Annotated in this window: 27 protein-coding genes and 1 pseudogene; 21 read left to right on the top strand and 7 right to left on the bottom strand. The window is 62.9% G+C overall.

The annotated features are described in order from the left end of the window. Window positions 1-33 precede the first annotated feature (33 nt). The 4 genes from ACIPOO_RS12120 to ACIPOO_RS12105 all read left to right on the top strand — a co-directional run bounded on the left by ACIPOO_RS12120 (window position 34) and on the right by ACIPOO_RS12105 (window position 3,518). The gene (locus ACIPOO_RS12120) at window positions 34-363 is read left to right on the top strand and encodes a MocE family 2Fe-2S type ferredoxin (protein ID WP_400607055.1); all 330 of its coding nucleotides are present in this window, start codon (window positions 34-36) and stop codon (window positions 361-363) included. Next, the gene (locus tag ACIPOO_RS12115) at window positions 360-1,601 is read left to right on the top strand and encodes an NAD(P)/FAD-dependent oxidoreductase (protein WP_400607053.1); all 1,242 of its coding nucleotides are present in this window, start codon (window positions 360-362) and stop codon (window positions 1,599-1,601) included. Before ACIPOO_RS12120 ends, ACIPOO_RS12115 begins: the two co-directional genes overlap by 4 nt. Beyond that, window positions 1,594-2,436: a sugar phosphate isomerase/epimerase family protein gene (locus ACIPOO_RS12110; RefSeq protein ID WP_400607051.1), complete on the top strand. Its 843-nt coding sequence runs from the start codon at window positions 1,594-1,596 to the stop codon at window positions 2,434-2,436. The genes ACIPOO_RS12115 and ACIPOO_RS12110 overlap by 8 nt, the downstream gene beginning before the upstream one ends. A gap of 230 nt (window positions 2,437-2,666) precedes the next feature. Further along, a complete protein-coding gene (locus ACIPOO_RS12105) occupies window positions 2,667-3,518 on the top strand; it encodes an urea carboxylase-associated family protein (RefSeq protein ID WP_400607048.1) in 852 nt (283 codons plus the stop codon). Between the two features lie 192 nt (window positions 3,519-3,710). Here the strand turns inward: ACIPOO_RS12105 and ACIPOO_RS12100 are convergent, their stop codons facing one another. Together ACIPOO_RS12100 and ACIPOO_RS12095 are read right to left on the bottom strand one after the other, a co-directional pair. Further along, window positions 3,711-4,112 (bottom strand): hypothetical protein, encoded by a 402-nt coding sequence (locus ACIPOO_RS12100; protein WP_274134680.1) that lies wholly within the window; start codon window positions 4,110-4,112, stop codon window positions 3,711-3,713. A gap of 7 nt (window positions 4,113-4,119) precedes the next feature. Then, entirely contained in the window at window positions 4,120-5,058 is a 939-nt protein-coding gene (locus ACIPOO_RS12095) for a LysR family transcriptional regulator (RefSeq protein ID WP_274134679.1), read from the bottom strand. A 211-nt stretch (window positions 5,059-5,269) separates the two neighbouring features. Here ACIPOO_RS12095 and ACIPOO_RS12090 point away from each other — a divergent pair, with 211 nt between their 5' ends. The 17 genes from ACIPOO_RS12090 to ACIPOO_RS12010 all read left to right on the top strand — a co-directional run bounded on the left by ACIPOO_RS12090 (window position 5,270) and on the right by ACIPOO_RS12010 (window position 21,694). Next, on the top strand, window positions 5,270-6,553 hold the full coding sequence (locus tag ACIPOO_RS12090) for an MFS transporter (RefSeq protein ID WP_400607736.1): 1,284 nt from the start codon (window positions 5,270-5,272) through the stop codon (window positions 6,551-6,553). Between the two features lie 18 nt (window positions 6,554-6,571). Then, a complete protein-coding gene (locus tag ACIPOO_RS12085; RefSeq protein WP_400607045.1) occupies window positions 6,572-7,846 on the top strand; it encodes a glucarate dehydratase family protein in 1,275 nt (424 codons plus the stop codon). A gap of 472 nt (window positions 7,847-8,318) precedes the next feature. Further along, entirely contained in the window at window positions 8,319-8,819 is a 501-nt protein-coding gene (locus ACIPOO_RS12080; RefSeq protein WP_400607042.1) for a GNAT family N-acetyltransferase, read from the top strand. Window positions 8,820-8,891: 72 nt separating this feature from the next. Then, a complete protein-coding gene (locus ACIPOO_RS12075; RefSeq protein ID WP_400607040.1) occupies window positions 8,892-9,494 on the top strand; it encodes a hypothetical protein in 603 nt (200 codons plus the stop codon). 161 nt (window positions 9,495-9,655) lie between these two features. Beyond that, window positions 9,656-10,072, top strand: coding sequence for a DoxX family protein (locus ACIPOO_RS12070; RefSeq protein ID WP_400607038.1), 417 nt, complete (start codon window positions 9,656-9,658; stop codon window positions 10,070-10,072). Window positions 10,073-10,079: 7 nt separating this feature from the next. Then, window positions 10,080-10,697: an antibiotic biosynthesis monooxygenase gene (locus ACIPOO_RS12065; RefSeq protein ID WP_400607734.1), complete on the top strand. Its 618-nt coding sequence runs from the start codon at window positions 10,080-10,082 to the stop codon at window positions 10,695-10,697. A 148-nt stretch (window positions 10,698-10,845) separates the two neighbouring features. Beyond that, a complete protein-coding gene (locus tag ACIPOO_RS12060; RefSeq protein WP_400607732.1) occupies window positions 10,846-12,684 on the top strand; it encodes an amidohydrolase in 1,839 nt (612 codons plus the stop codon). A 96-nt stretch (window positions 12,685-12,780) separates the two neighbouring features. Beyond that, window positions 12,781-13,401 (top strand): isochorismate family cysteine hydrolase YcaC, encoded by a 621-nt coding sequence (gene ycaC / locus ACIPOO_RS12055; RefSeq protein ID WP_274134673.1) that lies wholly within the window; start codon window positions 12,781-12,783, stop codon window positions 13,399-13,401. 683 nt (window positions 13,402-14,084) lie between these two features. After that, complete coding sequence (locus ACIPOO_RS12050; RefSeq protein ID WP_400607036.1) at window positions 14,085-14,882, top strand: SDR family NAD(P)-dependent oxidoreductase; 798 nt, start codon at window positions 14,085-14,087, stop codon at window positions 14,880-14,882. Window positions 14,883-14,992: 110 nt separating this feature from the next. Further along, on the top strand, window positions 14,993-15,301 hold the full coding sequence (locus ACIPOO_RS12045; protein WP_400607033.1) for a putative quinol monooxygenase: 309 nt from the start codon (window positions 14,993-14,995) through the stop codon (window positions 15,299-15,301). Beyond that, window positions 15,301-15,579, top strand: a complete 279-nt coding sequence (locus ACIPOO_RS12040) for a LysR family transcriptional regulator (protein ID WP_274134670.1) — start codon at window positions 15,301-15,303, stop codon at window positions 15,577-15,579. Before ACIPOO_RS12045 ends, ACIPOO_RS12040 begins: the two co-directional genes overlap by 1 nt. A 221-nt stretch (window positions 15,580-15,800) precedes the next feature. Further along, entirely contained in the window at window positions 15,801-16,475 is a 675-nt protein-coding gene (locus ACIPOO_RS12035) for a GntR family transcriptional regulator (protein ID WP_400607030.1), read from the top strand. A 118-nt stretch (window positions 16,476-16,593) separates the two neighbouring features. Then, entirely contained in the window at window positions 16,594-17,376 is a 783-nt protein-coding gene (locus tag ACIPOO_RS12030; RefSeq protein WP_400607730.1) for an ABC transporter substrate-binding protein, read from the top strand. A gap of 24 nt (window positions 17,377-17,400) precedes the next feature. Beyond that, on the top strand, window positions 17,401-18,168 hold the full coding sequence (locus tag ACIPOO_RS12025) for an amino acid ABC transporter permease (RefSeq protein WP_274134665.1): 768 nt from the start codon (window positions 17,401-17,403) through the stop codon (window positions 18,166-18,168). Between the two features lies 1 nt (window position 18,169). Continuing rightward, complete coding sequence (locus ACIPOO_RS12020) at window positions 18,170-18,949, top strand: amino acid ABC transporter ATP-binding protein (protein WP_400607028.1); 780 nt, start codon at window positions 18,170-18,172, stop codon at window positions 18,947-18,949. 19 nt (window positions 18,950-18,968) lie between these two features. Next, window positions 18,969-20,060: a polyamine ABC transporter substrate-binding protein gene (locus ACIPOO_RS12015; RefSeq protein ID WP_400607026.1), complete on the top strand. Its 1,092-nt coding sequence runs from the start codon at window positions 18,969-18,971 to the stop codon at window positions 20,058-20,060. A gap of 23 nt (window positions 20,061-20,083) precedes the next feature. Continuing rightward, entirely contained in the window at window positions 20,084-21,694 is a 1,611-nt protein-coding gene (locus tag ACIPOO_RS12010; RefSeq protein WP_400607023.1) for a gamma-glutamyltransferase family protein, read from the top strand. A gap of 214 nt (window positions 21,695-21,908) precedes the next feature. On the opposite strand, the gene ACIPOO_RS12005 is transcribed toward ACIPOO_RS12010, so the two are convergent. The 5 genes and pseudogenes from ACIPOO_RS12005 to ACIPOO_RS11985 form a co-directional block, all read right to left on the bottom strand. Then, window positions 21,909-22,637 (bottom strand): methyl-accepting chemotaxis protein, encoded by a 729-nt coding sequence (locus ACIPOO_RS12005; RefSeq protein ID WP_400607727.1) that lies wholly within the window; start codon window positions 22,635-22,637, stop codon window positions 21,909-21,911. A 129-nt stretch (window positions 22,638-22,766) separates the two neighbouring features. Continuing rightward, window positions 22,767-23,855 (bottom strand): annotated as a pseudogene (locus ACIPOO_RS12000) (cache domain-containing protein); the annotation flags it as partial. 165 nt (window positions 23,856-24,020) lie between these two features. Beyond that, window positions 24,021-24,809: an ABC transporter ATP-binding protein gene (locus tag ACIPOO_RS11995; RefSeq protein WP_400607021.1), complete on the bottom strand. Its 789-nt coding sequence runs from the start codon at window positions 24,807-24,809 to the stop codon at window positions 24,021-24,023. Next, complete coding sequence (locus tag ACIPOO_RS11990; RefSeq protein WP_400607018.1) at window positions 24,806-25,837, bottom strand: FecCD family ABC transporter permease; 1,032 nt, start codon at window positions 25,835-25,837, stop codon at window positions 24,806-24,808. Before ACIPOO_RS11990 ends, ACIPOO_RS11995 begins: the two co-directional genes overlap by 4 nt. After that, the gene (locus tag ACIPOO_RS11985; RefSeq protein WP_400607016.1) at window positions 25,834-26,835 is read right to left on the bottom strand and encodes an ABC transporter substrate-binding protein; all 1,002 of its coding nucleotides are present in this window, start codon (window positions 26,833-26,835) and stop codon (window positions 25,834-25,836) included. Before ACIPOO_RS11985 ends, ACIPOO_RS11990 begins: the two co-directional genes overlap by 4 nt. Between the last annotated feature and the right edge of the window lie 59 nt (window positions 26,836-26,894).

Raw genomic sequence — 26,894 nt, 5'->3', positions numbered from 1 at the left:
CCTTCGCCCTTCGAACAACAAGAGAGCACTGCCATGAGCAATCAGTGGGTAGAGGTGTGTCACGTCGACGATATCGATGAAGAAGACGTCATCCGTTTCGATCATCAGCAAAAAACCTACGCGGTGTACCGCTCGGCCGGCAGCGAGTTCTTCGCCACCGACGGCCTGTGCACCCACGAGAAAATCCATCTGGCCGATGGCCTGGTGATGGACTTCGTCATCGAATGCCCCAAGCACAACGGCCGTTTCGACTACCGCAACGGCAAGGCGCTGAACGCCCCGGCGTGCATCAACCTCAAGACCTATCCGGTCAAGGTCGAGGCGGGCAGGGTGCTCCTCGGTACTTTGGAACAGCAGTCATGAGCCTAAATGCGATGGTCATTGTCGGCGCAGGCCATGCCGGCGGGCGCGCCGCGCTGACACTGCGCGAGGCCGGTTTTGCCGGGCGCATTATCCTGATCGGCGACGAGGTGCACCTGCCTTATGAAAGGCCGCCGCTGTCCAAGGCGCTGCTCAAGGGGGAGTCGTCCCTTGAGGCGTGCAGCCTGTTCAGCGAAGCCGGTTTCATCGCCTCCGGCATCGAGCATCTGAGCGGGGTGCGGGTGACCGGTATCGATGTGCGGGAACAACGGCTGACGCTTGATAACGGCCAGCAGCTTGAGTACGGCAAGCTGCTGTTGGCCATGGGCGGGCAGTCTCGCAGCCTGGATCTGGGCGCCCGCAGGCTTAGCAACGTGCATTATCTGCGCACGGTGGATGAGGCTGTGGGGCTGCGAGCACGCCTCACGCCCGGGACTCGCTTGCTGGTGGTCGGCGGAGGTTTCATCGGGCTTGAAGTGGCCGCGACCGCCCGCGAACTGGGTTGTGCGGTGACTGTGCTGGAAGCCGGGCCACGGCTGGCCGCACGAGCCCTGCCTGAACGCCTGTCGCAGACCTTGCTCGACCTGCACCGCGAACGGGGCGTGGTGGTGCATCTAGGTGCCCGCATCGAGAGCATGCAGGGCGAAGAGGCGCTGACAGCGGTGCAACTGGCAAGTGGCGAGTGCCTGCCCTGTGATGTGTTACTGGTGGGGATTGGCATGCAGCCCAATCTGCAACTGGCGAAAGATGCGGGGCTGGAAACGGGCAGCGGCATCCGGGTCGACCGGTTCCTGCAGACCAGCGCCCCGGGCGTCTTTGCCGCGGGGGACGTCTGTGAGTTTCCCGATGGCGAGGGCCTGCTTCAGCGCCAGGAAACCTGGCGCAACGCCGAGACTCAGGGGCGGCTGGCGGCACTGAACATGCTGGGGCAGCAAGAACGGATCAGCGGGGTGGCGGGCTTCTGGTCCGATCATTACGAGTTCGCTCTGCAGACCGTCGGCGCGCTTGAAGCGGGTGCACAGGTGATCGCGCGGGAAGGGAATGATGGCGGGTTCGTTCTGCTGTACCTCAACGCCCAGGGGCAACTGGTGGGTGCCAGCGGCTGGGGGCGCGGCAACAGCGTGGCCAAGGACATCAAGCTCTGCGAACGGCTGATCGAAAGCCAGGTGATGCTGCCGGTCACGCAACTGGCGGACGTGAACGTGTCACTTAAAGGACTGCTGCGAGGTGCCCATGCCTGACATCAAGCAACAGGAGTTTGTGGTGTTTCAATCGATGTGGGCGATGCAGAACGAGCAGGGCGTTTTGCCAGGCCCGCTGGAAGCACAGTTGACGCGCATCGCCGAGGCAGGTTTTGACGGGATCACCGATCACTTCTACGAGCCCGCCGCCGCACGGCACCTTGCCGAATTGGCCAATGAACTGGGATTGCAGATCGAGGGCCAGTTGTTTCCCAAGACTGTGGACGATTTGCAGCCGGCGCTGGACATCGCCAGCCAGTACGGTTGCCATCACCTGACGATCCAGGCAGACCTGCGGCCGCGCAACTTGAGTGAAGCGATCACGCTGGTCGATGGCTGGCTGCGGCTGGCCGAACAGGTGGATTTTCCGGTGCTGCTGGAAACCCATCGCTACCGCATCACCAACGACTTGCCGTTCACTCTTGATCTGCTCAGGGAGTTGCCGGAATTGAAGCTGCTGGCGGACTTGTCGCATTACGTGGTGGGGCGGGAAATCCCGCTGCAACCCGACGCACAGGATCAGCAGCAGATCAAAACCATCCTGCAGCGCAGTTCAGGCTTTCACGGGCGCGTGGCCAGTTGCGAACAAGTCCAGGTACCGATCAGCTTCGAGCAACACAGGCCTTGGGTCGAGCTGTTCAGCCGCTGGTGGCGCTATGGGATCGACGATTGGCGCGAGCGTGCCGGCGCGAGCGCAAGCCTGTCGTTTACCTGCGAACTCGGCCCGCCGCCCTATGGGATCACCGACCGCTTCGGCCGGGACATCAGCGACCGCTGGCAGGAGTCGTTGATGCTCAAGGGCCTGGCGCGACGGTTATGGGCCGATGCGCCTTGACACGCGCATCCCTCAAGGATTGCAGGACAAACCTGTGGGAGCGGGCTTGCCCGCGAAGGCGTCGGACCTGACGCATCAATGGTGAATGACCCACCGTCTTCGCGGGCAAGCCCGCTCCCACAGATGAGTGTTGTGGGGGGATCTTCGATACTGCCGATCCTTGGCACGGCCTATGCTGTTCCTGAGCCCAACCCAATCGCTGAAACAGCCCGGACCCTCAGGAGAGCCGCATGTACAAAGACTACCCCGCTGCGTATCAGGTCAGTAAAGGTGCAGCGTTACAGATCGACACAGCGTTCTACGACCGGATCCGCGACAACCAGGACCGCCGCACCCTGGTGGAGCAGTTCGAAGTGCCGATTCGTACCGGTCGTGCGTGGAAGGTCAAGGCCGGTCAGGTGTTTCGTGTGACCACCCCGGTGGGCCCCCAGGTGGGCGACTTCAACGTGTGGAACGCCAACGACCCGCGCGAGCGCATGTGGGCAGCGCGCACCCGTCAACTGCAGGGCGCCCACGTCAGCACCCATGACCGGCTGTGGTCGAACCTGCCATTCCTGCGCCCCATGGTGACCATCACCGACGACAGCCTGGCCAGTTACGGCGTCGACGAACACGGCGGGCGTCTGCACGACCTGCTCGGCACCCGCTGCGATCCCTACGTGAACAAGATGCTCACCGGCGAGGATTTTCATCACCACTGCCACTCCAACCTCACCCGCGCCGTACTGCCCCATGGGCTGACCGAGTTCGACGTGCATGACGTGCTCAACATCTTTCAATGCACAGGCCTGAACCACGACGACCTGTATTTCATGAAAGCCTGCCCGGCCCAGAAGGGCGACTACCTGGAGTTCTTCGCCGAAATCGACCTGCTGTGCGCGCTGTCCACCTGCCCGGGCGGGGACCTGTCGCTGCCGATGTGGGGCCCCGAGGCGCAGGATCCGTTGACCGTTTGCAGGCCGCTGGGTGTGGAAATCTACGACCTCGATGCGTCGTTGCTGCAAGGTTGGGAACAGCCCAAGCGTGCCGAGTACAACGGCTTGCACGGATTGGCGATCGCCAAGGCGGATTGGGAGAAGTAGCCAGCACCGCCCCCGCCGGCAAGCCGTGCTGCTACGGGTTTGGGGTTGTTCGCGAGGGCATGACCACCCTGATCCCTGGTAGGAGCGCGCTTGCCCGCGACCGCGGTATCTCATTCAACAGCGAGGTGTCTGGCCTGACGCTATCGCGGGCACGCGCGCTCCTACAGCCTTCACCCAGAATACGGATCGGGCTTAGGCATCACGCAACAAGTCATGGGCGTTGAGCAGGCTCCAGGCGATTTCCGGTCGCTTTTCCAGCCCTCGGCGGATGGCGGCAGGGATGGCCTGGCGGGTCTTGCGGCACATGCCGGGCAGCTCGGCGATGTCGATGGCGATGCCGCGCATGCTGCGCACTTCATTGAAACCCGGGGCGATGGACAGGCGGATGCCCAGTTGCTCGTACATGCGCTTTTGCATGTGTTCGAGGTCGGTCAGGCTTGCGATGTTTTCCAGGCGTTCAAGCAGGCGTTTTTCTTCCTGGCGCGTCAGGCAGAGGATGCGCAGGTCTGTGCCTGCGGTTTCCAGCAGCCGTTCGCGCTCGCAAATGCAGGCGCCGGGCGGGCAGGGTGAGCGAATCGGCATCGAGGGCGTCATGGGCCGATCATAGCGAGGCCGGTGGGGGATTTACAGCGGCGTTTTGCAGACGCGCCTCGGCCTTGACCGCCGCGCGGATTCCCTGGAGCAGCATCATGCACGCCGGGTTGTCGTTGTCCGCACGCCACACAAGGTGCAGCTCGCTCTGCACCCCTTCGCCCAGATCCAGTTCGCGAAACACCACGTTCTTGAACACCACATTGGTCGCGCAGCGCGGCACCAGGGCCAGGCCCATGGCCGCGTTGACCAGCGCCAGAATCGTCAGGGACGAGCCCAGCCATTGCACATACTCCGGCGCCACCTGCGCCGAGCGGAACATGCCGGTCAGCAGTTCGTTGAACGGCGGGTAGGCTGAGTGCGAGTACATCAGGAAAGGCTGCTGATGCAGGTCTTCGACCCGCAGGTTCGAGGCATGCGCCAACGGATGCGTGCTCGGCACCGCCAGCACAAAGGGCTCGCGCACCAACAGCTCGGTTTCATAACCGGACTGCAGCAGCGGCGCGCGGACGATGCCAAGGTCAACGCGGCGGGCGCGCAAGGCTTCGTGCTGGGAGGCGGTGTTCATCTCGCTCAGGGAAATTTTCACGTGGGGCTGGTTGAGCCGCGCCTCGGCGATCACCTTGGGCAGAAACTCATACACCGCGCTGCCGACGAAACTGATGTTCACCGAACCGATATCGCCCTGAGCAATGCGCTTGGCCGCCAGTGCCGCCTGTTGCGCACGATCCAGCAGGTTCTGCGCCTCGATGAAGAACGCCCGGCCGGCAGCGGTCAACGCCACGCTGCGGGTGCTGCGGGTGAACAACTCGACCCCCAGATGATGCTCCAGCAACTGGATCTGCCGGCTCAAGGGCGGCTGGGTCATGTTCAGGCGCTCGGCGGCGCGGCGAAAGTTCAGTTCCGTGGCCACCGTGGTGAAGCAGCGCAATTGGGCCAGTTCGAACATTGATATATTCCGGGTATCAATCAGCAGTCAATCTAGATTAGACGGGAACAATATCGGCGTCCATCATCGGCTCATCAGCAAAAAATCATCCCTAAAAAAACAATGAACGGGAGTCGCGCTTTTGAACAATCCCTCATCGTCCCTGGACGCCTCGGCGCTGGCCAGCGCTGCCGCGAAGGTCAAACGGCATGTGTTGCCGCTGTTCGTGGTCATGTTCATCGTCAACTACATCGACCGGGTCAATATCGGCTTCGTGCGCAGCCACATGGAAACCGACCTGGGCATCGGCGCGGCGGCCTACGGACTGGGTGCCGGCTTGTTCTTCGTCGGTTACGCGCTGTTCGAGGTGCCGTCGAACATGCTGTTGCAGCGCTTCGGCGCCCGCGCCTGGCTGACCCGCATCATGTTCACCTGGGGCGCGGCGGCGATGGCCATGGCGTTCGTGAAAGGCGAAACCAGCTTCTACATCCTGCGTTTCGTGCTGGGCGCGGCCGAGGCGGGGTTCTTTCCCGGCATCATCTATTACTTCACCCAGTGGTTGCCGGCCAGTGAGCGCGGCAAGGCCATGGCGATCTTCTTGAGCGGCTCGGCCGTGGCCTCGGTGATCTCCGGGCCCGTGTCTGGCGCGTTGCTGGGCATCAGTGGGCTGAGCCTGCACGGCTGGCAATGGATGTTCCTGATCGAAGGCTTTGCCTCGATTGCCCTGTGCGGTTTTGTCTGGTTCTGGCTGCAGTCTCATCCCCGCGAGGCCAAGTGGCTCACGGAAGCGGAGAAGGGCGCGCTGATCGCAGCCATCGACGCCGAGCAAAAGGCCCGCGAAGCGACGCAGGTGGTCAAGCCGTCAATCTTTCGGCTGCTGGCTGACCGGCAGATCCTGCTGTTCTGCTTCATCTATTTCTCGGTGGCCTTGACCATCTACGGCGCGACCTTCTGGCTGCCCAGCATGATCAAGAAAATGGGCAGCATGAGCGACTTCCAGGTCGGGCTGTTCAACTCCATTCCGTGGATCATCTCCATCGTCGCCATGTACGGCTTCGCGGCGCTGGCCGCACGCTTCAAGCATCAGCAGGCCTGGGTGTCGCTGACCCTGGTCATCGCGGCGGGCGGGATGTTCATGTCCACCACCGGCGGGCCGGTGTTCGCTTTCGTTGCCATCTGTTTCGCGGCCATCGGCTTCAAGGCGGCCTCGGCGCTGTTCTGGCCGATTCCCCAGGGCTATCTGGATGCGCGCATCGCCGCGGCAGTGATCGCTCTCATCAACTCCATCGGCAACCTGGGCGGGTTCGTTGCGCCCGCTACCTTCGGTTTTCTGGAGCAGACCACAGGTTCCATCACTGGCGGGTTGTACGGCCTCGCGGCCACGTCCTTGCTGGCGGCGGTGGTGATCTTCTTTGCCCGCACCACGCCCCGCGCTGACCGGCACCTGCCGGGCGACATCGGCGCCACGCTGGCTGCCCCTGCGACGCTCAACCCCTCTTCAAGCCTCAAACCCTGATTGACCGGGAGAAGTCATTTGAAAATCACGCGTGTTACCGTCACCCCGATTGCCTTTCGTGATCCGCCGTTGCTCAATGCCAGCGGCATCCACGAGCCCTACGCGCTGCGCTCGATCATCGAGGTGGAAAGCGACAACGGTTATATCGGCCTGGGCGAAAGCTACGGCGATGCCCCGGCGCTGGCGATCCAGCAGCAGGTGCAGAGCCAGTTGATCGGTATGGATCCGTTCAACCTTGCGCAGCTCAAGGCGGTGGTCAAGGCCACTGTTGCGGCCCACAAACCGGCCAGTATCGCTGGGGCAGAACTGGCGCCCGGTTCCCATGCCAGCAAAGCGGTGAGCAATGCCTATTCGGCGTTCGAGGTGGCCTTCCTCGACCTGCAGGCGCGCTCCATGAACCTGCCGCTGGTGGACCTGCTCGGTGGCGCGGTGCGCGACCAGGTGCCGTTCAGCGCCTACCTGTTCTTCAAGTACGCCACCCATGCCGGCTCGCCCTACGCGCCAGACAGCTGGGGCGAGGCCTTGAGCGAAGAGCAGATCGTCGCCCAGGCGCGGCGGATGATCGAGGCTTATGGTTTCAAGAGCATCAAGCTCAAGGCCGGGGCGCTGGAGCCCGAGCATGAGGTCTCGTGCATCAAGGCTCTGAAGAAGGCGTTTCCTGGCTATCCGTTGCGCATCGACCCCAACGGTAACTGGTCGCTGGAAACCTCGATCCGTATGGCAGAGCTGCTGGGCGACGACTTGCAGTATTACGAGGACCCGACGCCTGGGCTCGATGGCATGGCCGAGTTGCACAAGCGCACAGGGCTTGCGCTGGCCACCAACATGGTCGTGACCGATTTCGACGAGTTCCGCCGCAGTGTCGCGCAGAACAGCGTGCAGATCGTCCTCGCCGACCACCATTACTGGGGCGGTCTGCGGGACACTCAGGCGCTGGCGAAGATGTGCGAAACCTTCGGGCTTGGGGTGTCGATGCATTCGAACTCGCATCTGGGCATCAGCCTCATGGCCATGGCCCACGTGGCCGCCGCGGTGCCGAACCTGGACTACGCCTGCGACACCCACTACCCGTGGCAGGAGCCGGACGAGGAGGTCATCAAGGGCGGCAAGCTGCCCATCGTCGACGGCTGCGTGAAGATCACCCGCGATCCGGGCCTGGGGCTGGAGCTGGACTACGACCAGTTGGGCAAACTCAACGACCAGTACCTGACCTGCGGAATCCGCTCACGCGACGACGTCAGGCAGATGCAGAAGTACAAGCCGGACTGGAGAGCGGTCAAGCCCAGATATTGACCAAACCCCGTCCCGTAGGAGCGCGCTTGCCCGCGAAAGCGTCAGGCCAGACATCTTGATGTCGAATGACACACCGCCGTCGCGGGCAAGCGCGCTCCTACAGGCTTCGGTCATCATTCGATAGGGCATGCGACGCCGATCCCGTAGGAGCGCGCTTGCCCGCGAAAGCGTGAATCCAGACACCTCGATGTCGAATGACACACCGCCGTCGCGGGCAAGCGCGCTCCTACAGGCTTCGGTCATCATTCGATGGGGTATGCGACGCCGATCCCGTAGGAGCGCGCTTGCCCGCGAAAGCGTCAGGCCAGACACCTTGATGTCGCATGACACACCGCCATCGCGGGCAAGCGCGCTCCTACAAGCCGATGCCACACGCACTCGTAGCAGTCCGGCTTGCCGGCGTTGCGGCCTCAAGATCGCCACGCCGGCGAGCCGGACTGCTACGATCGGTGTTTTTGCCTTGGCCTGACGCATGCCCCCTTTGATTTCCCTGGCCCGATCCTGCGATATCCCTGACATCCTGACCTTTGTCATGGGTGCGCGGGCCGGGATGTTTCCGATGCTCGACCCGGATGTGATGCCCGATGATCTGCAGCGCTTTGAGGACGTCTATCTGGCCCCGGAGGCTGGCCGGTTTCTCATCGCTCGCCATGCGGGTCAACTGGTCGGCGTCATCGGCTATCTGCCGTACGACGGGCGTTTCCCGCAACTGGACTATTCAGGGCACAAGACGGTGGAGGTGGTACGTCTGTTCATCGACCCTGACTTCAGGCGCATGGGCCTGGCCGCTCGTCTGTTCGACGCCTTGAAAGCCGTGGCAGTGGAGCAGGGCGTCGAAGTGCTGTACCTGCACACCCATCCTTTCCTGCCGGGAGCGATCAGCTTCTGGCAGCGCCAGGGCTTTGCCATCGACGACATCGAAGATGACCCGATCTGGCACACCACCCATATGCACCGTTCAATCGGCGCGTGATGCAAAAGATCGAACGCTGTTCGTCGCCCGTCCTCCAACCCACAGACCCCTCGCGTTCTTGCTGGAGACACCATGATGATCCGCTCACGCAAAGCCTTGATCCCTCTGCTGTTTACCGCCGTTACGCTGGCACCTGCCGTGGTCCTGGCACAAACCGCTGACGCACCCGCGCTGATGATCGCCGCATCCGGGTTCGGAGCAGGCGGAGCAGGCGGGGCAACGGGCGGCGGATCGGCAGGCGGTGCAGCAACGGGCTCGGGTACTAACGCGACTGGCACCAATGGCACCAACGCCAACGGCACCAATGCAGCGAACACCAATGGCAGCAACAGCAGCAACACCAACGCAACCGGGACCAACGGCACCAACGCCAATGGCACCAACGCTGCGAACACCAACCGCAGCAACAGCAGTAACACCAACGCAACCGGCACCAACGGTACCAACGCCAATGGCACCAATGCCGCGAACACCAATGGCAGTAATAGCAGCAACACCAACGCCACCGGAACAAACGGCACCAACGCCAACGGCACCAACGCGACAAACAGCAACAGCCGCAACACCACCGCCCCAACGAATACCGGCACCAGCGATGCCCTGCAACAGCAGCGCCAGCAGAGCGGCCAGCAGATGATCATGGAGCGTAAGGGGCAGATTCAGGAAAGCAACTGACTGGCCCCGTAACATTTGGCATCAATCCCGCCACGCACAAACCGTCCAATCGCAGCACGTCCGTTCAATACCCCAATCCCTGTGCCCATCACTATGACTTCAATGCTCGCCGAGGGTGTTTACCGCCTTTGACGAGCCGTTCATGAATTCATGGGTATGCGATGAGCTATTCAACCTTCAATGACCGCTCACTGGACCTGGGGCTGCTGTTCCTGCGGGCCAGTGGTGCGCTGTTTCTGCTGTTCGTCCATGGGCTGCCCAAGCTGCTGGACTTCAACGCCCAACTGCAACTGATCGAAGACCCGTTCCACATGGGCGCCACCCTGACCCTGAGCATGGCGATTTTCGCCGAGGTCCTGTGCCCGCTGCTGATTCTGACCGGCGTACTGGCGCGTCTGGCGTGCCTGCCTATTCTCTTCCTGCTGTTGGTGGCCCTCGTAGTGGTGCACGGCGACTGGAGCGTTGAGCAGGGGCAGTTCGGTTGGTTGCTCATCATCATTTTCACCAGTGTGCTGATCGCCGGGCCTGGCCGCCTGGCGCTCGGCCATCGTTTCTCCGGAGCGCTTCGCTATGCCTGAATCCGCCATGTCCGCCGACGTCACCGCGACCTCGAAACTGTCCCCTGACGAGATCGTCACGCTGGTGATCAAGCACCGGGTCAAGCAAGGGCAGGAGGCACAATACGAGGCCTGGTTGCGCCGCATCGTGGCCATTGCCGCCTCGTATCCCGGGCATCTGGGCGTCGATGTCATTCGTGGCAAGGCCGATGGCCTGCACATGTTCACCTGCGTGCTGCGCTTCTGTTCGACGGACGCCATGCAGAGCTGGCTGGACTCGGCACAGCGCCGGGAACTGGTGGCCGAGGCCGCACCGATGCTGGCCGATGGCGACCTGACCGAGGTCAACCCGCACAACGAATTCTGGTTCGTGCCAGCCAGCGACACGCCACCGCCGCCACGCTGGAAACAGTCGGTGGTGACCTTTTTCGTGATCTGCCCGCTGACCCTGTTGATCCCGCTGCTGTGGGGCCCGGTGTTCCGCGCTTTCCCGCTGCTGGGCAACTACATCATCAGCACTGCGCTGGTCACCATCACCATTGTCTTGCTGGTCGTCTACCTGCTGATGCCCCAGGCCACCAAGCTGTTCGCGTCCTGGCTCAATGCCGCGCCCAAGCCTGCGCCCGGTGCCGATCATGAAGGATAAGCACGACGATGACGCCCCAGGCAGCAGCGAGCGCCGCAGCTTCGTTGCCAAGGGCTCGTTGCTCGGTGCGGCCGCCGCGATTCTCACCTCAATGCCTGTCACCGGCTTTGCCGTCGGTGCTTCCAAATCTTCTGCCCAAGGAACTCCTATGAACGTCGATCTGATTCTATTCAACGGAAACTTTCATACGGTTGACCAGGAACAACCCAAGGCCAGCGCCGTTGCCATCGCCAGCGGCAAGTTCGTGGCCGTGGGCACCGACGCCGAAATCATGGGCATGCGCAGCAGCGCCACCCAGGTCATCGACATGCACAAGCGCACGGTGATCCCGGGTCTGAACGACTCGCACCTGCACCTGATCCGCGGTGGCCTGAACTACAACCTGGAGCTGCGCTGGGAAGGCGTACCTTCGCTGGCCGACGGCCTGCGCATGCTCAAGGCCCAGGCCGATCGCACGCCGACCCCGCAATGGGTGCGCGTGGTGGGCGGCTGGAACGAATTCCAGTTCGCTGAAAAGCGCCTGCCGACCATCGAAGAGCTGAACCAGGCCGCGCCTGACACCCCGGTGTTCGTGCTGCACCTCTACGACCGTGCATTGCTCAACCGCGCCGCGCTGCGCGTGGTCGGCTACACCCGCGATACGCCAAACCCGCCGGGCGGCGAGATTGTGCGCGACAGCAATGGCGAGCCGACCGGCATGCTGGTGGCGCGCCCGAACGCGATGATCCTTTACTCGACCCTGGCCAAAGGCCCGAAACTGCCGCTGGAATACCAGGTCAACTCGACGCGCCAGTTCATGCGCGAGCTGAACCGCCTGGGCCTGACCAGCGCCATCGACGCCGGCGGCGGTTTCCAGAACTACCCGGACGACTACGAAGTCATCACCCAGCTGGCCGAGGCCAAGCAGCTGACCGTGCGTATCGCCTACAACCTGTTCACCCAGAAGCCCAAGGAAGAGCTGGCGGACTTCAAGCACTGGACCAGCACCGTCAAGCTGCACCAGGGCGATGACTTCCTGCGTCACAACGGCGCGGGCGAGATGCTGACCTTCTCGGCGGCCGACTTCGAAGACTTCCTCGAACCGCGTCCGGACCTGCCAGCCGGCATGGAACAGGATCTTGAGCCGGTGGTGCGCCACCTGGTCGAACACCGCTGGCCGTTCCGCCTGCACGCCACCTATGACGAGTCGATCTCGCGCATGCTGGACGTGTTCGAGAAGGTCAACCGCGACATTCCGTTCAACGGCATTCCGTGGTTCTTCGACCATTGCGAAACCATCACGCCGAAAAACATCGAGCGGGTGAAGGCCCTGGGTGGCGGTATCGCGATTCAGGACCGCATGGCGTTCCAGGGCGAATACTTCGTCGATCGCTACGGCAAGAACGCGGCTCAACATACGCCGCCGATCAAGCGCATGCTGGCCGAAGGCGTGCCAGTGGGTGCCGGCACCGACGCCACTCGCGTCTCCAGCTACAACCCATGGACTTCGCTGTACTGGATGGTCAGTGGCCGCACCGTGGGCGGCATGGAACTGTACCCCGAAGGCCTGTCCCGCGAGACCGCACTGGAGCTGTTCACCCGTGGCAGCGCCTGGTTCTCCTCCGAGCAGGGCAAGAAGGGCCAGATCAAGGTCGGTCAACTGGCTGACGTGGTCGCGTTGTCCCAGGACTTCTTCAGCGTGCCGGAAGAGTCGATCAAGTGGATCGAGTCGGTGCTGACCATCGTCGACGGCAAGGTCGTCTATGGCACCAACGAGTTCGACCAACTGGCGCCGCCAAGCGTGCCGGTACTGCCGGACTGGTCGCCGGTGGCCATGGTGCCGGGTCACTGGCGTCAGGGCGCGCCGCTGGCCGCTGCAGTTCACCAGTGCAGCGGGCCGTGCGCCGTGCATGCCCATGGCCATGACAAGGCCCGCCAGTCGAAAGCCCCGGTCAGCGACTTCCAGGGTTTCTGGGGCGCCTTCGGCTGCTCCTGCTTCGCATTCTAAAGCGTCTCAACGCCTCGCCGGGCTTGCCTGGCGAGGCACCCGCCGACGCAGTCTGTTGGCATCGCACACACTGCAACCCCACTGATGGAGTCAATCATGACCGTTCCTTACAAGCGTCTGGATATCAACGATGCCGTCGTTCTGCTGGTCGACCACCAAACAGGTCTGATCTCGCTGGTGCAGGACTTCTCGCCCAACGAATTCAAGAACAACGTGTTGGCCCTGGCCGATTGCGCCAAGTTCTTCAAGTTGCCGACCATCCTGACCACCAGCTTCGAATCCGGCCCCAACGGCCCGCTGGTGCCTGAGCTCAAGGAAATGTTCCCGGACGCGCCGTACATTGCCCGTCCTGGCCAGATCAACGCCTGGGACAACGAAGATTTCGTCAAGGCGATCAAGGCGACCGGTCGCAAGCAGCTGATCATTGCTGGTGTGGTGACGGATGTCTGCGTGGCGTTCCCGACCCTGTGCGCGCTGGAAGAAGGCTTTGATGTGTTCGTGGTGACCGATGCTTCCGGCACCTTCAACGACGTGGTGCAGAAGGCGGCGTGGGCGCGTATGTCCGCAGCCGGCGCACAACTGGTGAACTGGTTCGCCGTGGCCTGCGAGCTGCAGCGCGACTGGCGCAACGACATGGAAGGCCTGGCGAACCTGCTATCCCAGCGCATCCCGAACTACCGCAACCTGATGAACAGCTACTCGGCGTTCAACAAGTAAACACCTCCTGTAGGAGCGCGCTTGCCCGCGATGGCGATCTCACGGACGCCCCCGCCGGCAAGCCGTGCTGCTACGGAATTTGGGTCCCCGCAATTCTGTGGTCGCCGCAAACCCTGTAGGAGCGCGCTTGCCCGCGACGGCGATCTCACGGACGCCCCCGCCGGCAAGCCGTGCTGCTACGGAATTTGGATCCCCGCAATTCTGTGTTCGCCGCAAACCCTGTAGGAGCGCGCTTGCCCGCGACGGCGATCTCACGGACGCCTCCGCCGGCAAGCCGTGCTGCTACGGTTCTGGGTGAACGCCACTGCCAGGTTCACCCCCAATCCCGTAGGAGCGCGCTTGCCCGCGATGGCGATCTCACGGACGCCCCCGCCGGCAAGCCGTGCTGCTACGGTTCTGCGTGAACGCGGATGCCAGTTTCACCCCAACCCCGTAGCAGCCGGGCTTGCCCGCGGGAGCGATCTCGAGGACGCTGTCGCGGGCAAGCGCGCTCCTACAGTGTTCAAACCTGCGATATCGAGGGTAAGACCTCTAACGTCTCAACTTCGTCCAAACATGTCTTGGACGGTCTCGCGCTTTTGCATCTACGCTTGGCTTCGTTGTCGTCACCCTGGCGACCGGCTGACGCGGCCATTGGGACCGTTTTCAGCCGCCCACCTTGATAGCCTTGATGGAGATGCAGCATGAAAATCGACCTGAACGGAAAACTCGCCATCGTCAGCGGTTCGACAGCCGGTATCGGCCTGGCGATCGGCAAGTCATTGGCACAGTGCGGGGCCTCGGTGGTGATTGCCGGCCGTGGGCAGGGCAAGGTGGATGAAGCCATCGCCTCGATCAAACGCGAGGTGCCAGACGCACAATTGCATGGCCTGGTGGCTGACCTGGGCACCGCAGAGGGCGCCCAGCGTCTGTTCGAGGCCCATCCGCGCGCCGACATTCTGGTCAACAACCTGGGCATCTTCAACGAAGTAGACTTCTTCGAAACCGACGACAGCGAATGGAGCCGTTTCTACGAAACCAACGTCATCTCCGGCGTGCGCCTGTCGCGCCACTACGTGGGCGGCATGGTCGAGCAGAAATGGGGCAGGGTGATCTTCGTATCGTCCGAGTCCGGCGTGGCCATCCCGGCCAACATGATCAACTACGGCACCACCAAGGCTGCCAACCTGGCCGTTTCCCACGGTCTGGCCAAGCGTCTGGCGGGCACCGGGGTCACGGTCAACGCGATCCTGCCGGGCCCGACCTTCACCGACGGCGTCGAGGACATGCTCAAGGACGCCATGGCCGAATCTGGCCGCAGCGCGCGGGAGGAAGCCAACCACTTCGTACGCACAGCGCGGCCTTCCTCGATTATCCAGCGGATCGCCGAGGTCGATGAAGTGGCGAACCTGGTCGCCTATCTGGCTTCGCCGCTCTCTTCAGCGACGACGGGCGCCGCGCTGCGAGTCGACGGCGGGGTGGTCGACAGCCTGGCCATCTGACCCTTGGGTTAATTGTCGCTTAATCCGCAACGCAGAAACTCCAAACCTGTGGTTTATCCGGGGCGTCTCGCGCGTCAGAATCGCCCCATCATTTATCGCAGGAGAGGATGATGCTTGTATCGGCGATCAACACCGTAGAAATACACGCCACCCACGGGCGTCGCAGTGAAGTCGATGCCCGTGTGCCGCGCATGCTCGATGTGTTGAACAGCACCACGCCGTGCATTGCCTACACCCTGACCGCCAGCAAGGCCTGTGACGCCTCCTGGATCGTCAGCGGCTACTGGCAGTCCGAGGCGCAGATGCAGGCTCACTTCTCCCATCCTGAGCTGGCCGGTTTCATGGAGCTGCTTTCGTGCGGCGCCATCAGCCATATCCAGTTCAACAGTTTTGTCACCGAGCCGAGCGGGGTGAGCTGATGTCCCTCAATGAAGATATTCTGCTGAGTCTTGACCTGAACCTGTTGCTGACCTTCCTGGTGGTGTTTCGCGAGCGCAGCGTCAGTGGCGCGGCCCAGCATCTACGAGTGACGCAACCGGCGGTTAGTGGCTCTCTGGTGCGCCTGCGCGAGTTCTTCGGTGACCCCTTGTTCCTGCGCCGCGACCGCAAGATGCAACCGACACCCAAGGCCCAGGAAATCGCCGAGGCGCTGTTGCCGGCCATGCAGCGTATCGAGTCGGTGATTCGTCACCCCTGACGCCCGCACGTCGTTCCCCCATGCACGCCCATGCCCCATGGTTGTGCGCCCGTACCCATGCCTGATCCGATTGGTAGCACATCGCTTGCGCTGCCGATTTTCGCATTTGCGCTAAATTCCTATCCCTTTCATTACCTTGCAGGTGCTTTTGCAAAGCTGGCACTGACTTTGCTTTTTCGTATCCGTGGATGATTGGATACAAAAATACAAACAGGTGACACATGCGACTCGCCCCCCGTTACACCGACCGCCAGGCCGTAACCGCTGAAGAAGAGGCCTATGCCTTCCTGCTCGATGCGATTTGCAAAGGCACCTACAAGATGGGCGAGCGCCTGATCGCCGAGGACATCGCCGGCGAGATCGGCATGAGCCGCATGCCGGTGCGCGAGGCGTTCAGGCGCCTGGCCGCCGATGGGCTGGTGACGCTGCGGCCCAATCGCGGCGCGGTGGTCAGCGGCTTGAACATTGACGAAATGCGCGAAGTCTTCGAGATGCGCAGTGCGCTGGAAGGTCTGGCGATCCGCGTCGCCGTACCGAAGATCACCGAGCGTCACCTAACCCACCTCGAACGCCTGCTCGACGACATGGACGCCTACCGCGACGACAGTTCCGAGTGGGTCAGCCGCCACCGCGAATTCCACGAATACCTCTGCAGCCTCAGCGAGCGCGGCCGCCTGATGCGCCAGATCAGCGCCCTGTACACGGTCATCGAGCCGCACATGCGCCTGTGGCTCGAACACGGCGACAAGCCCCTGAGCGCCCGTGATGAGCACGCCGTGATCCTCGATGCCCTGCGCGCAGGGGATGCCGAGCAGGCCGAGCGCATCCTGCGCGAGCACATCGAAGGCACCGTGCCGAGCCTGATCGACTTTCTCGAACAACAAAAAACCGCCTGACCCTCAACCAGAAGCGGGTATCCAGCCCGCCCGTTACACCGTACTGACGTTCAGAACTGCCCTTGCTTTCTTACCGAACATTGGAGCTTTCGTCATGCACACACCCGCCACACTGGCCATGCTCGTTTCCCTGAGTCTGCTCGCACCGCTGGCATCCGCCGCCACCACGGTGCCGGACCGGCTGCAGAAGGTCGAGAAACTCACCTATTGCTCAGGCATGGATTCGCCGCCGCTGGTGTCATTCGACGCCGCGCAGAAACCGGTGGGCCTGACCATCGACCTGGGGCTGGAAGTCGCCAAGCGCCTGGGCGGCAAGAAGGTGGAATGGCGGGTGATTCCGTTCTCGGGGCTGGTCCCGGCGCTGCTGGCGCAACAGTGCGACATGATCGTTGACCAGTTGTTCGACAAGCCCGAGCGGCGCGAAGTGATCAACATCGTCAACTACATGTACTCCAGCCAGTCGGTGGTGGTGCCCAAGGGCAACCCCAAGGGCATCAAGTCGCTGGATGACCTGTCCGGGAACAAGGTGGCGGTGCTCAACGGTTCGACCATCAAGACCCTGCTCGACACCCAGAACGAGACCCTGGCCAAGGCCGGCAAGCCGCCGCTCAAGCTGGTGGTCTACAACACCGACACCGATGCCTTCCAGGCGCTGCGCATCAAGCAGGTGGACGCCTATGGCACCACCGTCGAAACCGCCGGTTACTACGCCGCCATGGCCCCTGATCTGTTTCAGGAAGGCGTGCCCGCGTTCAGCCGCATCCTGACCGGGCTCGGCATTCGCAAGGACGACGCACAACTGACCACCGCTGTGCAGCAGATCATCAGCGACATGCGCAGCGACGGCAGCTACACCCAGTTACTGGCCAAGTGGCACGTCGAAAGCGACAAGCTCGATTAAGCCGGCGCAGAACGGGGTCACATGATGAATTTCAATTGGGAAGTGTTCTGGCAATACCTGACCCAGCCCAGTGGGGTCTACCTCACTGGGCTGTGGTTGACGTGCCTGATCAGCGTGCTGGCGATGCTGCTTGGCTGCGTGCTGGGGCTGGTGGCGGCATTGATGCGTCTGTCGAAGAACCCGCTGTTGTACCTGCCGGTTCGGTTTTACGTGTGGCTGATGCGCGGCACGCCGCTGCTGGTGCAGATCGTGTTCCTGTACACGGCGCTGGCGGCGGGCGGGATCTTCCGTTTCGAAGACATCGACCTTGGCTGGTTCATCATCCCGGGCAACATTCAGGCGGCGATCATTGCCCTGGGCCTGAACGAAGGGGCGTACATGGCCGAGATCATCCGCGCAGGCATCGGCGCGGTGGACAAGGGCCAGTACGAGGCCGGCCGTTCACTGGGCATGACCTTCGGCAAGCTGATGCGCCGCATCGTGCTGCCCCAGGCGTTCCGGGTGATCGTGCCGCCGTTGGGCAACGAGTTCAACGTGATGCTCAAGAACACCACGCTGGTCAGCGTGATCGGTGTGCAGGAGTTGCTGCTCAGCACCCAGATGATTACCTCGGCGACCTTTCGCGTGTTCGAGTTGTATCTGGTGGTGGCGATCTACTTCCTGATGCTGACCACGCTGTGGGGCTTCTTCCAGCGCTGGCTGGAACAGCGCTTCGGCCAGTCCGACCGCCAGCCGCCTGCGGCCCGGCGGATGTTTGGCCGCAGCGCGATGAAACTGTTGAGGGGGCGTTGAGATGGCGCATCAAAGTGAAGAACTGATCATCGAGGCGCTGGACGTTCACAAGTCCTTCGGTGATCTGGAAATCCTCAAAGGCATTTCCCTGCAGGTACGCAAAGGCGAAGTGGTGGTGCTGATCGGCGCCTCGGGCTCGGGCAAGACCACTTTCATCCGCTGCATCAACCTGCTGGAAGACATTCAGTCCGGGCGCATCCGGGTCAACGGCCAGAACATGGGCTACCGCGAACGCGCCGACGGCAGCCTGGTGCGCGATTCGGAGCGCAACATCGCCCGTCAGCGCCGCGACATCGGCATGGTGTTCCAGCGCTTCAACCTGTTCGCGCACATGACGGCGCTGGAAAACATCATCGAGGCACCGATTCATGTGCTGGGCGTGCCTCGCCAGGAGGCCTTGAGCCAGGGCCGGGAGCTATTGGCTCGGGTCGGGCTGGCAGACAAGGCCGCACACTATCCGTCGATGCTTTCCGGCGGCCAGCAGCAACGGGTGGCCATCGCCCGGGCGCTGGCGATGAAACCCAAGGCCATGCTCTTCGACGAACCCACCAGCGCCCTGGACCCGGAAACCGTGGGCGAGGTGCTGGAGGTCATGAAGGAGCTGGCCGACGACGGCATGACCATGGTGGTGGTGACCCACGAAATGGGCTTTGCCCGTGAAGTGGCCGACCGCGTCGTGGTGCTCGATCAGGGGGAGTTGATCGAGCAGGGCCCGCCGCAGCAGATTTTCACCCGTCCGTCCCATCCGCGTACCCAAGCCTTTCTCAGCCGCGTGCTGTAACGCTCATAAGGAAATCACCATGCGTTCGATCTGCTTTGCCGCTGCGTTGTGTTCTGTCGCTGTGCTGCCTGTTGCTCAAGCCGCTGACGGCGTGATGAAGATGTACAACTGGTCCGACTACATCGGTCCCGACACCCTGAAAAACTTCCAGCAGCACAGCGGCATCAAGGTCGAGTACGACATCTTCGACACCAACGAGATGCTCGAAGCCAAGATGCTTTCCGGGCACTCCGGGTACGACCTGGTGGTGCCGTCCAGCCAGTTCCTGTCCAAGCAGATCCGCGCCGGGGCCTATCAACCGCTGCAACGCTCGTTGCTGAGCAACTGGAACCACCTCGACCCGCGCTTGATGAAGCGCCTTGAGGCGGCCGATCCGGGCAATCGTTATGCAGTGCCGTACATGTGGGGCACGGTGGGCATCGGCTACAACGCAGAGAAGGTCAAGGCGGTGTTGGGCAAGGACGTGGTCCTGGATTCCTGGTCGATGGTCTTCGACCCGGCCAATCTGGCCAAGCTCAAGAGCTGCGGCGTGGCCTTTCTCGATGCACCGGTGAAGATCATCCCTCAGGCGCTGCTCTATCTCGGCCTGGACCCCAACAGCACCAGGCCTGACGACTACAAGAAGGCCTCGGCATTGCTGATGAAATTGCGGCCTTCGGTGACTTACTTCAACTCGTCGAAATACACGGCGGACCTGGCCAACGGCGACATCTGCGTGGCTATCGGCTATTCCGGGGACGTGATGCAGGCCCAAACCCGCGCCCACGAAGCCGGCAAGAACGTCGACATTCGCTACCTGATCCCCAAGGAAGGCGTGAACCTGTGGTTCGACATGCTGGCCATTCCCAAGGACGCCGGCAACGTCGCCAACGCCCATGCCTTCGTCAACTACCTGCTGCGTCCGGAGGTGATCGCCAAGGTCAGCGATTACGTGGGCTACGCCAACCCCAATACCGACGCCACCGCCCTGATGGACCCCAAAGTCAGCGGTAATCCGGGGATCTACCCAAGCGACGAAGTGATCAGCAAAGCCTTCGTTTCCGCCGACCTGCCGGACAACATCCAGCGCCTGATTACCCGCGAATGGAACCGCATCAAGTCTGGCCAATGAACCTGTTTTGAAGAGCCTTCGCCATGTTGAATTTTTCCGCACACGAGTACCCGTATCCGTCCCGGCGCCAGAGTGTGTTTGCCCGCCGTGGCATGGTCGCCGCCTCGCAGCCGCTGGCGGCGCAGGCCGGCATGGAAGTGATGCAAAAGGGCGGCAACGCCATCGATGCGGCGATTGCCACGGCCGCTGCGCTGACCGTGGTCGAACCCACCGGCTGCGGCATCGGCGGTGACGCCTTTGCGCTGGTCTGGACCCAGGGCAAGTTGCATGGCCTGAATGCTAATGGCAATGCGCCGGCCGCCTTGAGCATCGAAGCGGTCAAGGCCGCAGGCCATGGGCAGATGCCGCTGTATGGCTGGACCCCGGTGACGGTGCCTGGCTGCCCGGCGGCCTGGGCCGAACTGTCCCGACGCTTCGGCAAGCTGCCGTTTGCCGAATTGCTGGCTCCGGCCATCAGCCTGGCCCGGGACGGTTTTGCGGTCTCGCCGGTGGTTGCGCATCAGTGGCAGATTGCGCTGGACGAGTTCTCGCCCCATCGCGATGAAGCGTTGGAGAGCTGGTTCGATACCTTCCTTATCGATGGCCGTGCGCCGAGGGCGGGGGAGGTGTTCCGCAACCCGGCCCAGGCGCGCACCCTTGAAGAGCTCGCCGTAACCCAGTGCGAAAGCCTGTATCGCGGGGACCTGGCCAAGCGGCTGGACGCGCATTCCCGGGCGACTGGCGGCTATCTGCGGACCGAGGACCTGGCCGGCTTTCAGCCGCAGTGGGTCGATCCGATCAGCGTCAATTACCGCGGCTATGACGTCTGGGAAATCCCGCCCAGCGGCCAGGGGCTGGTGGCGCTGATGACGCTGAAGATTCTAGAAGGCTTCGACTTCGACCATCGCGACAGCCAACTGACTTGGCATCGCCAGCTGGAAGCCATGAAACTGGCCTACGCCGATGGCTTGCACCACATCACCGATCCGCTGCACATGCGGGTGGCGGTGGCCGATCTGTTGAGCGACCGCTACAGCGACGAGCGTCGCGCGCTGATCGGTGAGCGTGCCCAGGCGCCCAAGCCTGGGGATCCGCACTCAAGCGGCACGGTGTACATGGCCACCGCCGACGCCGAGGGCAACATGGTGTCGTTCATCCAGAGCAACTATCACGGCTTCGGTTCCGGGGTGGTGTTGCCGGACAGCGGCCTTGCGTTGCAGAACCGCGGGCAGGAATTCAGCCTGGACGCCAGCCACGCCAATTGCCTGGTGCCGGGCAAGAAGACCTTTCACACCATCATTCCCGGTTTCATCACCAAGGGCGGCGAGGCGGTGGGGCCTTTCGGCGTGATGGGGGGCTACATGCAGCCTCAGGGCCATGTGCAGATGGTGATGAACCTGGTGGATTTCGGGCTCAACCCGCAGGCCGCGCTGGATGCGCCGAGGTGGCAGTGGCTGGGCGGCATGCAGATCGGCATCGAGCAGGGCGCCTCCAAGGATCTGGCCGCCGCGCTCGCCCGGCGCGGGCACGAGATTGTCATCGCCTATGACTCCACCGATTACGGCCGAGGGCAGATCATCGTGCGTGACCCAGTCAGCGGCGTGTTGTGCGGCGGCACCGAACCACGGGCGGATTCGACCATCGTGGCGTGGTAAATCGATGGAAAACGAGCGCCGCTTCTTGTAGGAGCGCGCTTGCCCGCGAATACGCCGGGTCAGACGCCTTGATGGTGCCTGGCCCACCGCGGTCGCGGGCAAGCGCGCTCCTACAAGTACGAGTTGCTGCATAGCCACGTAGCAGTCCGGCTTGCCGGCGTCAGCTATCTTCCGGACGCCCCCGCCGGCAAGCCGTGCTGCTACGGGAGTGGCATCACGTTCTGAACCGACGCACCAGGCTGTCCAGCTCGTTGGACAGGGCCGCAAGGTTCTTCGAATCACCCCGCGCCGAATCCGCAAGTTCAGCCACCAACTGCGCATCGCCATGGATCTGGCTGATGTGCCGGTTGATGTCTTCGGCCACCTGATGCTGCTGTTCGGCGGCGGTGGCGATCTGGGTGTTCATGTCGCGGATCACGTCCACCGATTCGCGAATCTGCCCGAAGCTGCTGCGCGCCTGGCCGATCTTCGCCACGGACTGCTGGGACACGTCCAGGCTTGCGTGCATCTGTTGCGCCACCGACGCGGTGCGCTTGGCCAGGTTGCCCAACAGCGAGTCGATCTCGGCAGTGGAGTCCGCCGTGCGCTTGGCCAGTGCCCGGACCTCATCGGCAACCACTGCAAAGCCGCGTCCCTGTTCGCCGGCTCGCGCGGCTTCGATTGCCGCGTTGAGTGCCAGCAGGTTGGTCTGTTCGGCAATCGAACGGATGGTGTCGAGGATCGACTGGATGTCGTTGCTGTCCTTTTCCAGCTGCGACATGTCGTTGGCCGAACGTGAAATCTCGGCGCTCAGTTGATCGACGCTGTTTACCGCATCATCGATCTGCCGCTGGCCTTCGCGGGCCTGACGCTGGCCGCTGTCGGCCGAATCGGCGGCCTGGCTGCAGGAGCGGGCGACTTCGTTGGCGGTGGCGACCATTTCATGGAACGCGGTCGACACCATGTCCACCGCCTCGCGCTGCCTGCCGGCGGCTTCGGCCATGTCGTTGGACACCCGGGTCGAGCTGGTGGAGCTGTCGAGAATCTTGGTGGCCGCATGGCCGATGTGCTGGATCAGCCCGCGAATCGCCGCCAGGAACTGGTTGAACCAGTTGGCCAGTTGCGCGGTTTCATCCTTGCCGCGCACCGACAGGCTCTTGGTCAAATCGCCTTCACCCTGGGCAATGCCTTCCAGGCCGCTGGCCACGCCGCGAATCGGGCGCACGATCAACGTCGCGAAGCTGGCGCCGACCACGGCGAAGATAACCGCCAGCACGGCGGCGATCCCGGCGATCAGCCAGGTCAGGCGAGTGGCCGAGGCCATGACTTCTTCCTGCTTGATCAGGCCGATGAAGCTCCAGCCCAGTTGCTCGGACGGGAACACGTTGGCCATGAAGTGCTCGCCATTGATGCTCACTTCGGTCAGCCCGGGACCGGCCTTGGCCAGTTGGGTAAAGCCATCGCCCAGGTCCGCCAGCTTCTTGAAGTTGTGTTCGGGTTGTTTCGGGTCCACCAGTACCGTGCCGTTGTTTTCCATCAGCATCAGGTAGCCGGTTTCGCCCAGCTTGATCTGCTTGACGATGCTGGTCAGCTGCTTGAGGGACACGTCGATGTTGACCACGCCACCGTTGCTGCCCAGGGTGTTGTTGACCGCGCGCACGGTGCTGACCAGTACCGCGTCGTCGCCCGCCCAATAGTAGGCTTCGGTGCGCAGGGTTTTGCCCGGGTTGGCCTGGGCGGTCTTGTACCAGGGGCGCTGGCGCGGATCGTAGCTGGCCATTTTCGGATCGCCGGGCCAGAACGCGTAGCTGCCGTTGGCCAGGCCGTATGACACGTAGGAGTAGTCCGGATGGCTCTTGGCCAGGCTCTCGAACAGGTTGTACAACTGATGGTCCGGCTCGGTCTGGGCGATGTTCGGCGCATCGGCGCTCATGTAGCTTTTCACGCCGTCACCTGCGCCGGTAACCGTCGGGTGGGCGGCCAGGTAGTCGACGTTCTGGCGGATGCCGTCGAAGAACAGCTGCATGGCGTTGGCCACCTGGCGGATTTCCCGGCTGCTGCCGTCGACGAAGTCACTCTGGGCATCGCTGCGCAGGTTAACGATAACGATGGTTGCAACGAGGATGATCGGCAGGCAGGCGATTACCGCAAAAGCCCAGGTGAGTTTCTGTTTGATGTTCATCGGCGCTCCTGATTGTTTTTGGATTCACGCGTAGAAATGGGCTGCAGGGCAGCGGGTCGATCAGGACAGTGCGATGGCTGAAGCAAATCCGTCTGATGGTATGCCGCTATCGGCAAAGGGGCGGGAATCTTGAGTCATGGATAGGTGTTTCAGCGGTGGTAGCGGCTAGAGAGGCCGCAGGCGCAGAATCCGTGCGCCGTCGAACGGATCGGTCAGCCAGTGTCCGTGCACGCCAAAGGTTGTATGCAGGCGCTCAGGCGACAGGACCTCGAAAGGCGAACCCAGCGCCACCAGCCGCCCGCCATCCATTACCGCCAGGCTATCACAGGCCAGCGCCTGATTCAGGTCGTGCAGCGCAATGACCGTGGTCACCGGCAAGCGATGCACCAGCGACAGGATCGACAGTTGCTGCTGGATATCCAGATGGTTGGTCGGCTCATCCAGCAGCAGAATCTGCGGCCGCTGGGCCAGTGCCCGGGCAATGTGCGCCCGTTGGCGCTCGCCGCCTGAGAGGGTGTGCCAGGCGCGGTGGGCCAGGTGTGCAAGGTTCACATCGGCGATGGCCTGGCTGACGATCTGCCGGTCTTCATCGCTCCACGGCGCCAGCGCAGACAGCCACGGCGTGCGCCCCAGTTCCACCGCCTGCAACAGGCTGATGGAATCGCTGGTTTCGGCATGCTGCTCGACCACGGCCAGGCGCTGAGCGATGTCCCGTCGCTTGAGGGCGGCCAGACGCTGATCACCCAGCCGAACCTCGCCGGACGTGGGCGTGAGAATCCCCGCCAGCAGCCGGATCAGCGTCGATTTGCCCGAACCGTTGGGCCCCACGATGCCGAGGTTCTCGCCCGCACGAATGCCGAGGGTCACGCCGTCGAGCAACTGCGCGCCCTTGATGACGTAACCCAAGTCGGTGCCACCCAGCACGGTGGCAGTGTTTTCGGTCAGGGCATTCATCGTGTGCGATTCCCGCGAATCAGGATCAGGGCAAACACCGGCGCGCCCACCAGCGCAGTGATCACGCCAATGGGCAGCACCTGGCCTTTGATCAGCGTGCGCGACAACACGTCAGCGGCGATCAGAAACAGTGCGCCACTCAAGGCGCTCAAGGGCAGCAGGCGCGCATGGCGCACGCCAGCGATCATCCGCACCGCATGAGGGATGACCAGCCCGACGAAACCGATGGAGCCGACAATCGACACCATCACAGCCGTCACCAGCGCCGCAGTGGCGATCAGGATGGCCTGCACGCGGCGCACCGGAATGCCCAGCGAGGCGGCCGAGTCGCTGCCGAACGTGAAGGCATCCAGCGCCCGGCGGTGCCACAGGCACACCAGCAAGCCGAGCAACACCACGGGCACGGCCAACATCACCGATGACCAGCGCACGCCGCTGAGGTTGCCCAGCTGCCAGAACATGATGCCCCGCGCCTGTTCGGCATTGGCCGACTTGGTGATCAGAAACGAAGTCAGGGCGTTGAACAGCTGCGAACCTGCGATGCCGGCAAGGATGATCTGGTTGGCAGCCGATTCTCCCCGGGAGGAGCGGGCGAGCAGGGCGACCAGTGCGAACGCCGCAATGGCCCCGGCGAAGGCACCGGTGGACAATGAAATGGCCCCGGCACCCAGGCCTATCAGCGTCACCAGCACGGCGCCCGTGGAGGCGCCCGCCGAGATGCCCAGCAGGTACGGATCGGCCAGCGCATTGCGCAGCAGTGATTGCAGCACCACGCCGGAAATGGCCAGCCCTGCGCCGCACGCCGCCGCAACGATGGCGCGGGTGAGGCGGTAGTTCCAGACAATTCCTTCATCGATAGGGTCCAACACGTAACCTGCCGCCCACAGCTTGTTGGCCAGCACCTGGAAGATCACCGGCAGGCTGATCGAGGTTTCGCCAATGGCCACCCCGGCGATCACCGCCAGCAATAGCGCGCCGCTGACCCACAGGCAGTGGCCCAACGCGCGGCCGATATTCAATTGACTCATTGGCCTTCGGTGGCCTTGGCAAGCTGTTCGATGCCGTCGAACAAGCGCACGCTGGACTCCATGGCGCTGGCGTCCATGATGACGATGCGGTTGTTCTTCACCGCGTCCATGTTGCGGGTGACGGGGTCGGATCTGAGGAACGCCAGTTTTTTCTCGTGATCGTCCGCCGGGAAGCGACGGCGGTCCATGCAGGCGATGACCAGAATCGTCGGGTTGGCCTTGGCGATGGTTTCCCAGCCAACGGTGGGCCATTCTTCATCCGACTCGACAATGTTGCGCATGCCCAGGGTATCGAGCATGAAATTCGGAATGCCTTTGCGCCCGGCCACGAAAGGCGCGGCATTGAGGTCGGGGCTGGAGAACCAGAACACCGCCGAGGCGTTCTTGCTGTCATGGTTTTTGGCCTGCTCAACCGCCTTGCCCAGACGCGCCTTGTACTCGGCGATCAACGCCTGGCCACGGTCCTGGACGTCAAAGATCTCGGCCTGTTGGGCGATGCTCTTGTACAGCGTATCGATGTTGAACGCTTGCAGGCGCGTGCCATCGGCGCCGACCAGGTTGTCCTTGCCCTCGCAGTCGGACGGCAGGATGTAGGTCGGGATTTTCAAGTCCGCAAACTGCTGGCGCGTGCCGACCGCGCCTTGAGGGCCGACCATCCACTCGAACTGCACCGGCACGAAGTCCGGGCGTTTGCCGATCACCGATTCGAAACTGGGGGCGTTGTCGGCCAGGCGCTCGATCCTGCTGTTGGCGTCCTGATACTGCGCCAGCACCTGATTGAACCACAGCGAAGTGCCAACCACCTGCTGGCTCAAGCCCAGGGAATAGAGCATCTCGGTGGCGGCCTGGCCGATGGTCACGGCTTTCTGCGGGGCGTGGGCGAAGGTCAGCGGTACGCCGCAGTTGTCGATCGTCAGCGGGTAATGCGTGGGCGCGGCGAGGGCAGCGCTGGACAGCGAAAGGCCGGTGAACAGAAGGGCGAGGCGGCGCAACGACATGAAAGGCGATCTCCAGTAAGCCTGATGGTCGACGAACTGGCACTGGAAAGCACATCCCG

It is taken from the genome of Pseudomonas sp. NPDC090201 (assembly GCF_044746825.1).
Taxonomy (GTDB): Bacteria; Pseudomonadota; Gammaproteobacteria; order Pseudomonadales; family Pseudomonadaceae; genus Aquipseudomonas; species Aquipseudomonas putida_AD.
The sequence above is the reverse complement of the archived record's forward strand: the minus strand, read 5'-3'. Positions and strand labels throughout refer to the sequence as shown.